Source organism: Brucella rhizosphaerae, from assembly GCF_002252475.1.
GTDB classification, from domain to species: domain Bacteria; phylum Pseudomonadota; class Alphaproteobacteria; order Rhizobiales; family Rhizobiaceae; genus Brucella; species Brucella rhizosphaerae.
The window spans coordinates 180,195-192,635 of record NZ_NNRK01000034.1; the positions used below are offsets into that span (position 1 = coordinate 180,195).

Here is a 12,441-nt window from a genome sequence, read left to right on the forward strand (position 1 = left end):
GTCGCCCTGCTGCTTTCTGTCATATCGATTCCGGAATAACTGGGCCGGCTTAACCGGAGATGCGTCGCAGATTGCTGATCTCAAGTATCACCGAACTATTATCGATAGCACTTTTGTGTTGTACCAGATCGAAACGCCAGCCGACACGGCTTTCATCAATTTCCCTCTGGTAATCCCGACCTTTTTGAAAAAGCGCCTTTGAACCACTGGTTAGCCAGGGTTCGGCCAGCTCAAAAAGGACGTTCAGCGAAGCAAGCGCGCGGGCTGTAATGACCTGCGGTGTCTCAATTTTATCCCACATCGCCTCAATGCGCGCCGCATGAACGCGCGCCGGCACACCAACATGACCTGCGGCAGTGCGCAGGAAAGCAGCTTTTTTTCCGGCACTTTCAACGAGATCAATAGAGGAGCCCGGAAGTTCTTTCAGAAAACAGGCTGTTACAATGCCAGGGAAACCACCACCCGATCCCAGATCGAGCCAGCGCGTGGCCTCCGGTGCAAGTGGAAATATCTGGGCACTGTCGAGAATGTGGCGATTCCAAAGATCAGCAAGTGTCGATGGGGAAGCGAGATTAATGGCCGATGACCACTTGCGAAACAGTTCTTCAAACGCAATCAGACGGTCCGTTGTTTCACGTGAAACATTAGGAACGATAGTTTTCAAGCTCGAATAACGTCTATCCACAGTCATGCTACGCCCTTCTCGGCGCCTAGTTCAACAGCCGCACGTTCGCGCGCGCCATGTTTCTTGATATGCGTAATAAGCAATGCAAGTGCCGCAGGTGTAATACCTTCAACGCGTTGCGCCTCTGCAATTGTTTCCGGCTTGCGTTGCTTAAGCTTAGCTTTCAGCTCGTTCGAGAGACCAGAAATTGCATCAAAATTCAATGTTACCGGAATGAAAAGTCGCTCCTCACGCTCCATCACAGCAATATCGCTCTGCTGACGGTCCATATAAACCGAATATTGTGCTTCAATTTCCAGCGCTTCTCTGGTGAATGAATCAACAGAATTTAGTTCTGGCCAGATGGCTTGAAGCTTCTGCAGATCAATATCCGGATAGGACAACAGATCATAGGCCGAACGACGGACGCCGTCCTGATTGAGATGAAGACCATATCGGCTGGCCTGATTTGGGGTAATGGTCAGCTCCCTGGCCATCGTGCGTGCAGCCGATAATGCGTCCTGACGCGCTGTAAACTTTGCGCGACGCTCACTGCCAAGGATGCCCAGCTGATCCGCCAAAGGCGTCAAGCGCTGATCGGCATTGTCAGCACGCAATGACAGACGGAACTCTGCCCGCGATGTAAACATGCGATAAGGTTCGCTGACACCGCGAGAAGTCAGATCATCGACCATCACGCCAATATAGGCTTCGGTACGCTGTATGATAATTGGATCGCTGCCCCCTGCCCGCTTGGCCGCATTGAGGCCCGCGAGAAGTCCTTGCGCTCCGGCTTCTTCATAACCGGTGGTGCCATTAATCTGGCCGGCAAGGAAAAGCCCGGCAACCCGTCGCGTCTCGAGGCTGCGCTTCAACTCGCGCGGATCAATGAAGTCGTATTCGATAGCGTATCCCGGCTGAAGCATGATAGCCTTCTCCAGACCTGGAATGGTCGCAAGATAAGCGAGCTGCACCTCTTCGGGCAATGAAGTGGAGATACCGTTTGGATAAACGGTGTGATCGTCCAGCCCTTCAGGCTCCAGAAAAATCTGATGTCCGTCACGGTCACCAAACTTGACGATCTTGTCTTCAACAGACGGGCAATAACGTGGACCTATTCCTTCGATCGAACCTGAATACATCGCCGAGCGATGAAGGTTGGCACGAATGATATCATGAGTTTCGGGTGTTGTGCGGGTAATGCCGCAATCAATCTGAGGCGTCGTGATCTTATCCGTCATCAGGGAAAACGGGATTGGGTCCTCGTCAGCAGACTGCATATCCAGGCTCTGCCAGTCGATCGTTCGGCCATCAAGACGTGGCGGAGTTCCAGTCTTCAGCCGACCAACAGCAAAGCCGAGACCGCGCAAAGTATCAGAAAGGCCGAGTGCTGGCTTCTCGCCCATGCGTCCGGCAGGGATTTTCTTCTCACCTATATGGATAAGACCGTTCAGGAAAGTACCAGTGGTCAGGACAACTGCGGCACAGGCAAGCTCACGCCCATCGCCAAGGGCCACACCGGAAATAGTTCCGTCGGTTATGCGGATGTCGGATGCGCCGCCTTCAACAACCGTGAGGTTCTCCTGTGCAGATATCAGTTCCTGCATAGCAAGCCGGTAGAGTTTTCGATCTGCCTGTGTACGAGGCCCGCGTACTGCCGGTCCCTTGCGGCGATTAAGCAGACGAAACTGAATGCCAGCCTTATCTGCGACACGCCCCATCAGTCCATCAAGTGCATCTATCTCGCGGACAAGATGACCTTTCCCCATACCACCAATCGCCGGGTTACAGGACATAACTCCAATCGTATCAAAACGATGTGTAACAAGCGCCGTGCGAGCACCCGCACGCGCAGAAGCAGCAGCCGCTTCGCACCCGGCATGTCCGCCGCCAATGACAATCACGTCATAGTCTGTTGCGTCTGCAGAAGTTGAAATGTCCATTCTGATGCATCCAAATCCGTCTGAAGCATATCCGGAAAAAGAGCGTGAGCCTTTTGCATCGGACAATGCGTAAATCACAAGCAGAGTGGCTCTGGTGATTCAGTTCCAATCCGAACCACTCTGGAAAGCAATCTCTTTGACATGTTTATGGTATCAACGAAAGGGATAAGTGGGGCAACTGCCGATCAACTCTTTGATAAAGCCGATACGAAACTCGACTCACGGATGAATCGGGGAGTCAATATGAACCTGCGGATTCCACAGATGTTTCACGTGAAACAATTTCCAGTTACTGGTTGTTTGAGTATGTCTCGATCCAACTAAGCATCCGTAGCGCTGTTTCACGTGAATCACTTATTTTCCGATGCAAAACTGCGAGAAAATAACGTCTAATATCTCTTCCACATCCACATCACCGGTAATGCGCCCGAGATACTGCGAAGCGCGGCGCATGTTCTCTGCGCGTAGTTCCAGTGGGAGATCATCCCGATCGGCAGCAACTTCGATTTCTGAAATTGTGGATCGAAGAAGATTGATGTGCCTCTGTCGGGTCGGAACCGCATCATTAATCTGCCCGATGCGGTCTTCTGCGAATGCTTGAAGCGCTGAGATCAGTTGATCGAGACCTGTATTGGTCCTGGTCGAAATGCGATACTGCCATTCATTCAACTTGGCTACATCGAGATCGGCTTTGGTGCCAACTTTCCAGATATCAGCGTTGCTCTCGTCAAGCGAAACAGCAATGGGGTTCTGCATATCCTCCAGCAATAAGACCAGATCGGCTTCCGCAGCGCGTTCGCGTGCGCGCGCTATACCAATTTTCTCGACCTGGCTGGTAGCTTCCCGCAAGCCGGCAGTATCAGTCACATAAACCGGAATACCACCAAGGTTGAGTTTGACTTCCAGAAGATCGCGCGTTGTGCCCGCCTCCTCCGAGATAATTGCAATCTCACGTCCTGCGAGAAAATTGAGAAGACTGGATTTTCCTGCATTGGGTGCGCCTGCGATTACAACATGTAATCCGTCACGCAACATAGCCGCGCGCTTGCCACTTTCGATATGCAGCACTATCTCGCTTTTAAGTGACTTGAGTTGTTCCCATACCTGCCCCGAAACGGAGCCCGGAACATCGCTTTCGTCTGCAAAGTCAAGTTCGGCTTCAATCAATGCACGGGCACGGACAAGCTGTTGCCGCCATTGCGTATAGAGTTCGCGCTGCGCACCTGATGCGACTTGCAACGCAAGACGACGCTGACCTTCAGTTTCTGCGGCGATCAGATCGGCCAACCCCTCAGCAATGGTGAGATCCATCTTGCCATTGGTGAAAGCCCGACGCGTAAACTCTCCGGCTTCAGCGATACGGCAATTTGGAAAGCTAGCCAGTTCTTCCAGAAGCTTTTCTACAACGGCAATGCCCCCATGAAGATGAAACTCAGCACAATCTTCACCGGTAAAACTACTTGGGTCTGGGAAAAATAGCACCAATCCACGATCAATCGCGTCACCATTACGCGCACGGAACGTCTTATAAGTGGCGTAACGCGGCTCAATCATCATTCCAATAATCGTTTCGATTACGAATCGAACTTGCGGACCGGATATCCTGACAACCGCAACACCTGATGGAAGCCGTCCACTGGACAGGGCAAAGATCGTGTCCTGAAGATGTTGTCGCTCGCTCATTTGATTTCCCGTTCTATATAGATAGGCGAGAGCGCCTTACCCATTTGTCTTAACGCGTGGCTTCGTCAGAACGAGGCACAATAAGAGTTTATTACAGTGAACTGATTTCTCTGTCGGAGCAGTTCCCACCTTCTGGGAGACATGTCCTGGTTGACTGAATCTGACGTTTGAATCCCGATCGACACAAATGCTGTTTCAAACGTCAGATTCGAAAAATCAACTGGATTCATAACCTTGCTGATGGTCGGAATCTGACCACTAGTGCATATTCATTCGCGTCAGGAAAGAAAAGGCTTATGACTGATATCAGCAGCAACAGGCTTAGCAATGCACCAAGTGCCTATCTGCGTCAGCACGCCGACAACCCGGTTCACTGGCAGCCATGGGGCAGAGAAGCGCTCGAAGCCGCTCAGAAGTTGGACCGTCCTATTCTGTTATCGGTCGGATATGCCGCTTGCCACTGGTGTCATGTCATGGCGCATGAGTCTTTTGAGGACGCCGACGTCGCAAGTGTCATGAATGCGCTTTTCGTCAATGTGAAGGTCGATCGTGAGGAGAGACCGGATATAGACCAGATTTATATGGCCGCTTTGGGCGCCATGGGACAACAAGGCGGGTGGCCGCTTACCATGTTCTTGCGGCCCGATGGAAAGCCATTCTGGGGAGGAACCTATTTTCCGCGCCAGCCACGTCATAACCTGCCTGGATTTATAGATGTACTGAATGCGATCAATAATCTCTGGCAGGGAGATAAAGAAAAAATTAACCATAATGCAGACGCTGTCTTTAGCCATCTGGAGACACGACTTGCAGCGCAGAGCGAAGCGAGCGTGAACGAGATCGCGCGCTTTGACGATGTAGCAGATCGTATACACGCTATGTTCGATCCTGTGCGCGGTGGCATAAATGGTGCACCAAAATTTCCAAACACGCCCTTCATGGATGCGCTGTGGTTATCCTGGCTCTATAATCGTGACACGGCCCATCGTGACATGTTCCTGCTTTCCCTGAAGACCATGCTCCAGGGCGGCATCTATGATCATCTGGCGGGTGGTCTTTGCCGCTACAGCGTCGATGCAGACTGGCTCGTGCCACACTTCGAGAAGATGCTTTACGACAATGCGCAAGTCATTAGACACGCCACCTATGCCTATGCGGAAACAAAAGACGAATTGTTCCGTATCCGAATCGAAGAGATAATCGATTGGCTGGTCCGGGAAATGCGTTTGCCGGACGGAAGCTTCGCATCCAGTCTCGACGCTGACAGTGAAGGCGAAGAAGGTAAGTTCTATACATTCTCAGATGCTGAAATTGACATTGTTCTGGGCGGGCAGTCCGATAGCTTCAAAAGCTATTATGGCGTGAAACCTCAGGGCAATTTTGAGGGCATGAACATTCTCAATCGTCTCCATGCCGTCAATGAAACTGATCACATGCCGTCTGATATAGCGGCAGCCAGGGACAAGCTGCTCCAGTATCGCAGTAACCGCATTCGGCCAGGCCGTGATGAGAAAGCTTTGACAGACTGGAACGCTCTTGTGATCCGAGCGCTGGCAGAAGCCGGGCGTAGCTTCAGGCGACCAGAATGGATTGAATATGCTGTCTCGGCCTATCGCTCGATAGGATCATCGTTTCAGGATGGGCGCATGGCACATTGTCGAATGGAGGATGTGCTGCTCTACCCTGCTCTCTCCACCGATTACGCAGCAATGATGAATGCAGCTCTTTCCCTGTCTGAAGCGACAGGAGATAACACTTTTATTCGCGATGCCATTGCGCTCAAAGAAGCGCTTGATGCAAACAATCGCGATGCGTCTGGCAATTACCGGCTTTCCGCACTCGATGCGGAAGATGTCATTCTTCACAGCTATGGTGATTATGACGAAGCGATCCCCAGCGCCACGAGCCAAATCCTTGAAGCGTTCACGCGGCTGTTTCTCGCAACAGGTGATATGCATCTTTATGTTCTGAATGAACGTCTGGTTGAACAGGCTATGGGGCGCGCTCTGGCTCAGCAATATGGACAGATCGGCATATTGAATGCGAGCCGTTCTGCCGCCGAACCACTGTCTCTGGTAATTGCGGATGAAAGTGCTGATGGCGAACTAGTTGCCATGGCGGAAAGCATTCCCGATCCACGGCGGCTTGATAAATTTGTTCAATTTGTAGCAGACAAAGAAATTGAACTTCCTACAGGCGGCATTGCACATGCCAATAAACCGTCAGCCTGGCTCTGCAAGGGGCAGGTCTGCCTTGCGCCTGTCGAGACATCTGCCGCACTCGAAATCCTGCTCAAGGGCCATTCCTGAACATAAAAAGCCGCGCTGATTGCTCAACGCGGCTTTTTGTTTGAATACGGATAAACCGGATTACGTGTTCATCGAATCGAAGAACTCGCCATTGCTCTTGGTCTGCTTGAGCTTGTCGATAAGGAACTCGATCGCATCGGTGGTTCCCATCGGCGCAAGAATACGACGAAGAACGAAAATCTTCTGAAGATCAGCGCGCGGTACCAGCAGGTCTTCCTTACGCGTACCGGACTTGAGAATGTCCATCGCAGGGAAGATACGCTTATCAGCAACCTTGCGGTCGAGAACGATTTCCGAATTACCTGTGCCCTTGAATTCTTCAAAGATCACTTCGTCCATACGCGAACCAGTATCGATCAGCGCGGTAGCGATGATGGTGAGCGAGCCACCTTCTTCGATATTACGGGCTGCACCGAAGAAGCGCTTTGGACGCTGGAGCGCGTTAGCATCAACACCACCGGTCAGAACCTTACCGGATGAAGGAACAACAGTGTTGTAAGCGCGTCCAAGGCGGGTGATGGAGTCCAAAAGGATCACAACGTCACGGCCATGTTCGACAAGACGCTTGGCCTTTTCAATGACCATTTCCGCAACCTGAACGTGACGCGATGCTGGTTCATCGAAGGTCGAAGAAACAACTTCGCCCTTTACCGAACGCTGCATGTCGGTCACTTCTTCCGGACGCTCGTCAATCAGAAGAACGATCAGATAGCATTCCGGATGGTTGGCGGTGATCGAATGCGCGATGTTCTGCAAGAGAACAGTCTTACCCGTACGCGGCGGAGCAACGATCAGACCGCGCTGGCCCTTACCGAGTGGAGCAACCAGATCGATAACGCGGGACGAAAGATCCTTCGAAGTTGGAAGTTCGAGTTCCATCTTGAAACGCTCATTTGGATAGAGCGGGGTCAGATTGTCAAAATGGACTTTGTGACGGATCTTTTCCGGATCTTCGAAATTGATCGTATTGACCTTGAGAAGTGCGAAATAACGTTCGCCTTCCTTAGGACCACGGATCGGACCTTCAACCGTGTCGCCGGTCTTCAACGAGAAGCGGCGAAGCTGGGAAGGAGAAATATAAATATCGTCCGGGCCGGGCAGATAATTGGCGTCGGCTGAGCGCAGGAAGCCAAATCCGTCCTGCAGCACTTCAACAACGCCCTCGCCGATAATTTCGACATCCTGAGCAGCAAGGCTCTTGAGAATCGCGAACATCAGTTCCTGCTTGCGCATAGCGCTCGCATTTTCGACCTCAAGCGTTTCGGCAAATGCCAGCAGCTCGACCGGGGTTTTATTCTTAAGTTCTTGTAGTTTCATTTCCTGCATGGGTGAGGAACTCTTTTGAAATATAAGGAGAAAATGCAGTTGTTCGGAAAGGTGGTCACTTGGATTGTGACCGGCATCGAAGGCCTGCTGTCATGGTGGGAAGAGGACTCACTCATACCGGTTTGCGGTATGAAGAGCAAGCCACAGTTAAGGATTGCAAGGAATTAGTTCAATAGGAAAAAAGTAGGAGCCCGAAAAAAAGCAAAAAAATATCGGACTCCTTTGAGAAATATAGAAAATCAGAATGGCTTCACGATCACCAGAATAACGATGAATATCATCAATACAGTCGGAACTTCATTGATGATTTTCCAGTGCTTGGCCGATTTGGTATTGCGATCTTCTGCAAAAAGCCGTGTCGCTTTGGACAAATAACCGTGCAGGCCAGACATCAACACGACGAGTAAGAGCTTTGCATGCAGCCAGCCACCCCGAAAACCGAAAATTTCCCAGGCCATCCACAGACCAGCGATCCATGTCACAACCATAGCGGGATTGATAATGAAGCGAAGCAACCGACGCTCCATTATCTTGAAGGTTTCTGAGGTTTCTGAGCCCGGTGTTGTGGCGCAATGATAGACGAAAAGCCGTGGCAGATAGAGCATTCCCGCCATCCAGGCGATCACGGCAATGACATGGATCGATTTGATCCAAAGATAAGCATCAGCTGGATTCACGTGAAACAATCCCCATAAGCCGAGTACCACAACAGCAAGACCGATGATGGTACGGATCAGAGCGGCCCTGCCGCCATTTACGTTATCAGAGGCGCTCATTTTCAGCCTCTACGAACTCGATCAATCATGCGCTGTACGTTTTCAATCGGTGCCTGTGGTGTAATTCCATGGCCCAGATTGAAGATCAGGGGACCCTGACCCAGATTTTTAAGAATTGCATCAACCCCTTCATCCAGCGCCTCGCCACCAGCGACAACCCGCAATGGATCGAGATTTCCCTGAATAGCGCCTTCCTTCTGCAATTCCTGTGCAAAGGAAAACGGCACTGACCAGTCAAGGCCGAGCACATCGACGCCGGTTTTTTCGCGGTAACCTGCGTAAAGCATTCCAGCCGCTTTCGGGAAACCTATAATCCGGGCATCAGGATAAACCGCCCTTACCTTCTGGACGATGCGAGCAACCGGACGGACACAGAAACGCTCGAAGCAATCTTCATCCAGAACGCCGGACCATGAATCGAAAATCTGAACGGCATCCGCGCCTGCATCGAGCTGTTCGATGAGATATTCCGCTGAAACATCCGCCAGATCATTCAAAAGCTTTTCGAACGCTTCCGGGAAGCGATAAGCAAACAAACGAGCAGGAGCCTGATCAGGTGTACCGTGACCGGCGATCATATAGGTCGCAACGGTCCAGGGAGCGCCACAGAAGCCCAACAGCGTCGTTTCGTCGGGGAGTTGCTCGCGGAGCAGCCGAACCGTCTCATAGACCGGCTCCAGCCGTTTGGCGACACCTTCAGTTTCAAGCCAGAAGATTTCATCCGCATCAATCGGTGTCATCAAAGGCCCCTTGCCTTCTTCAAAGCGAAGGTCTCGTCCAAGGGCGTGAGGGATAACCAGAATATCTGAAAACAGGATGGCTGCATCAAAGCCATAACGGCGGATTGGCTGAAGTGTCACTTCGACTGCCAGATCGGGTGAATAGCAAAGGTCGAGAAAGCTTCCGGCTTTTTTGCGCACTTCCCGATATTCGGGAAGATATCGTCCAGCCTGACGCATCATCCAGATTGGAGGTGGGAAGACTGTCTCACCGTCTATCACTTTCAGGACCTTGCGCTTCATTACATTTCACCCTGTCTGATCTGTTCTTGTGGCTCTGTGTGAAAGTTTTCCCGTCCGGCTCTCAATAAAGAAAGGATGATTCAGGAATCTTTTGATTCTTAGAGTCTGTTGGAATCGGGGATTAAGGTTTGTCCGTCTTTTCCCCACAGTTCCGCTCTGGCCATCTCTGCCTGTGCGATAATTCACCGATCGCTCTGACAAAAGCAATGAAAACTAAAATCTTTCATTGAATAGAAGGGGTTACCAATTGACGCAGTTTCGGTCTCTTTGTGGACAAGCTGGGCATATTGCTGTGATTTCCAAATGTTACGAGTCTTGTCCACAGTGGCTTTTTCAAGCTTCTCACATGTTGGCTCGCTGTGGATGACTTGCCAAGTTTCCCACCGCCTGCCATGGCTTGTGGATGAAGCCTGCGTTTTACGCACACTCGTCAACAGGGGCGGGAGAAAACTGTGACCAGACCGCTTTCTTACTTTCATCTTCATCTGATTTCTGATGCGACGGGAGAGACTCTCCTCGCGGCCGGCCGTGCTGCGGCCGCTCAATATGCCAATGCACGGGCGATTGAGCATATATATCCGCTCATCCGGACCGAGAAGCAGCTGAGAAAAGTGCTCGAGAATATCGACGCTGAACCCGGCATCGTTCTCTATACAATCGTTGATCAGAAGCTCGCTGCGATCATCGATGAATCCTGTGCAGAAATGGGTGTGCCGAGCGTTTCGGTGCTGGAGCCGGTGCTCAACACATTTCAATCCTATCTCGGAGCACCTGCGCATCGCCGCGCCAGCGCGCAACATGTGCTCAATGCCGATTATTTTCGGCGGATCGATGCGCTTAATTTCACCATGGAACATGATGACGGACAATTGCCGCTGGATATAGAAGAAGCGGACGTCATTCTGGTGGGGATTTCCCGTACTTCGAAAACGCCGACGAGCATTTATATGGCGAACCGCGGTATCAAGGCGACGAATGTGCCGATTGTATTGGGCATTCCCGTGCCGGAAGTTCTTTTTACCGCAAAGCGTCCCTTGATTGTCGGGCTTGTGGCGACAGCGGAGCGTATTTCACAGATCAGGCAGAACCGGCCGCTTGGCAATGCACCGTCGCTTGATACCGGACTTTATACAGATCGCGTTTCAATTTCCGAAGAACTGGCTTATGCCCGCAACCTGTGTAACCGGCATGGCTGGCCGCTGATTGATGTGTCGCGCAGATCTATTGAGGAAACTGCAGCCGCTATCATGGCTTTGCTGCGCAGTGGAAAAAAAGAGGACATCCTATGACAACTCCAATTATCCTCGCATCCCGGAGCCCGTTTCGTTCGGCAATTCTGAAGAACGCCGGCGTCGAGTTTTCAACTGAAAGTGCCGATATCGACGAGCGTGCTGTCGAGGCACCGCTTTATAAAAGTGGTGCGACGCCCCAGGATGTGGCGCAGGTTCTGGCCGAAGCGAAGGCGCTTTCGGTTAGTGAAAACAATCCCGATACAGTGGTGATTGGCTGTGATCAGACGCTTTCACTGGGCGATCAGATTTTCCACAAGCCTGTGGATATGGATGCAGCGCGTCGTCAGCTTTTGCTGTTTTCGGGCAAAACCCATCAGCTTAACAGTGCCGTGGTGCTGGTCAAAAATGGCGAGACATTGTGGCGGCATGTTTCGGTTGCCCGCATGACCATGCGCGATCTCGATCCCGGTTTCATCGGGCGCTATCTTGGTCGCGTTGGCGATATTGCCCTTTCAAGTGTTGGCGCTTATCAGGTCGAAGGTCCTGGCATTCAGCTTTTTGAGGAAATCGAAGGCGATTATTTCACCATCGTCGGATTGCCCCTGCTGCCGCTTCTTAATGAACTGAGGAAGGAAAATCTGATCGATGGCTAACAAGGCTTTTGTTACCGGATTTCCGATCAAGCATTCACGTTCGCCGCTTATTCACGGCTTCTGGCTTAAAGAACACGGCATCGAAGGTTCTTATGAAGCCATAGAAGTCACACCTGAAGATTTTGCGGAATTTGCTGGTTCTCTGGCAAAAAACGGCTTTGTCGGGGGGAATGTCACGATCCCGCATAAGGAAGTGGCCTTTGCTGAGGTGGAAACCCGCGACGAAGCGGCCGAGGCCATTGGTGCGGTCAACACGCTCTGGCTTGAAAATGGCAAACTCTGCGGCGGCAATACCGACGCTTATGGTTTTGCTGCCAATCTGGATGCACTCGCACCGGGTTGGGATGACGCGGACACAGCTCTGGTTCTGGGTGCAGGTGGTGCGGGCCGGGCCATTGTCCACGCTTTGCAAACACGCGGGTTTTCCCGCATCGCAATCGTCAACCGCACACTGAGCCGGGCGGAAGAACTGGCAGGCCATTTTGGCCACGGCGTTTCGGCGCATGGATGGGATGCAGCGCAGCGTCTTGTCAAAGAAGCGGGTCTGATCGTCAACACAACTTCACTCGGTATGAGCGGACATGGCGAAGTGGAAGAATTTCCGCTTGATCTCACCGAGGCTCAGAAGTCAGCTGTTGCGACAGATATTGTTTACGTGCCGCTGAAAACGCCGTTTCTGGCAAAGGCGGAAGCGGCTGGTTTGAAGACTGTGGATGGGCTTGGCATGTTGCTGCATCAGGCGGTTCCCGGTTTTGAACGCTGGTTTGGCAAACGCCCGCAAGTGACAGAGGCGCTTCGCGCGCATATTCTGGTGGATTTAATTTGACGTTTGA

The 12,441-nt window shown here is 51.7% G+C and carries 10 protein-coding genes; 4 read left to right on the plus strand and 6 right to left on the minus strand.

What is annotated here, in order from left to right:
* Positions 1 to 49: 49 nt before the first annotated feature.
* The 3 genes from rsmG to mnmE all read right to left on the minus strand — a co-directional run bounded on the left by rsmG (position 50) and on the right by mnmE (position 4,290).
* Positions 50 to 691, minus strand: a complete 642-nt coding sequence (rsmG, locus tag CEV32_RS17950) for a 16S rRNA (guanine(527)-N(7))-methyltransferase RsmG (RefSeq protein ID WP_094578486.1) — start codon at positions 689 to 691, stop codon at positions 50 to 52.
* Positions 688 to 2,607, minus strand: a complete 1,920-nt coding sequence (gene mnmG, locus CEV32_RS17955) for a tRNA uridine-5-carboxymethylaminomethyl(34) synthesis enzyme MnmG (protein WP_094578487.1) — start codon at positions 2,605 to 2,607, stop codon at positions 688 to 690. The genes rsmG and mnmG overlap by 4 nt, the downstream gene beginning before the upstream one ends.
* Before the next feature lie 354 nt (positions 2,608 to 2,961).
* The gene (gene mnmE / locus CEV32_RS17960; RefSeq protein ID WP_094578488.1) at positions 2,962 to 4,290 is read right to left on the minus strand and encodes a tRNA uridine-5-carboxymethylaminomethyl(34) synthesis GTPase MnmE; all 1,329 of its coding nucleotides are present in this window, start codon (positions 4,288 to 4,290) and stop codon (positions 2,962 to 2,964) included.
* Positions 4,291 to 4,586: 296 nt separating this feature from the next.
* Here mnmE and CEV32_RS17965 point away from each other — a divergent pair, with 296 nt between their 5' ends.
* Positions 4,587 to 6,599: a thioredoxin domain-containing protein gene (locus CEV32_RS17965; RefSeq protein ID WP_094578489.1), complete on the plus strand. Its 2,013-nt coding sequence runs from the start codon at positions 4,587 to 4,589 to the stop codon at positions 6,597 to 6,599.
* A gap of 60 nt (positions 6,600 to 6,659) precedes the next feature.
* Here the strand turns inward: CEV32_RS17965 and rho are convergent, their stop codons facing one another.
* From rho to hemE, 3 genes are all read right to left on the minus strand, one after another.
* Positions 6,660 to 7,925 carry a transcription termination factor Rho gene (gene rho / locus CEV32_RS17970; protein ID WP_094578490.1) on the minus strand — a complete coding sequence of 422 codons (1,266 nt, stop codon included), beginning with the start codon at positions 7,923 to 7,925 and terminating at the stop codon, positions 6,660 to 6,662.
* Between the two features lie 239 nt (positions 7,926 to 8,164).
* Entirely contained in the window at positions 8,165 to 8,701 is a 537-nt protein-coding gene (gene hemJ / locus CEV32_RS17975) for a protoporphyrinogen oxidase HemJ (RefSeq protein ID WP_094578491.1), read from the minus strand.
* 2 nt (positions 8,702 to 8,703) lie between these two features.
* Positions 8,704 to 9,723, minus strand: coding sequence for a uroporphyrinogen decarboxylase (gene hemE / locus CEV32_RS17980; RefSeq protein WP_094578492.1), 1,020 nt, complete (start codon positions 9,721 to 9,723; stop codon positions 8,704 to 8,706).
* 452 nt (positions 9,724 to 10,175) lie between these two features.
* On the opposite strand from hemE, the gene CEV32_RS17990 reads away from it, so the two are divergent.
* From CEV32_RS17990 to CEV32_RS18000, 3 genes are read left to right on the plus strand one after another with little or no spacing between them, the layout of a single operon-like run.
* Positions 10,176 to 11,012 carry a pyruvate, water dikinase regulatory protein gene (locus tag CEV32_RS17990; RefSeq protein WP_094578493.1) on the plus strand — a complete coding sequence of 279 codons (837 nt, stop codon included), beginning with the start codon at positions 10,176 to 10,178 and terminating at the stop codon, positions 11,010 to 11,012.
* Positions 11,009 to 11,608, plus strand: coding sequence for a Maf-like protein (locus CEV32_RS17995; protein ID WP_094578494.1), 600 nt, complete (start codon positions 11,009 to 11,011; stop codon positions 11,606 to 11,608). Before CEV32_RS17990 ends, CEV32_RS17995 begins: the two co-directional genes overlap by 4 nt.
* Positions 11,601 to 12,434, plus strand: a complete 834-nt coding sequence (locus CEV32_RS18000) for a shikimate dehydrogenase (protein WP_094578495.1) — start codon at positions 11,601 to 11,603, stop codon at positions 12,432 to 12,434. The genes CEV32_RS17995 and CEV32_RS18000 overlap by 8 nt, the downstream gene beginning before the upstream one ends.
* Positions 12,435 to 12,441: the final 7 nt, after the last annotated feature.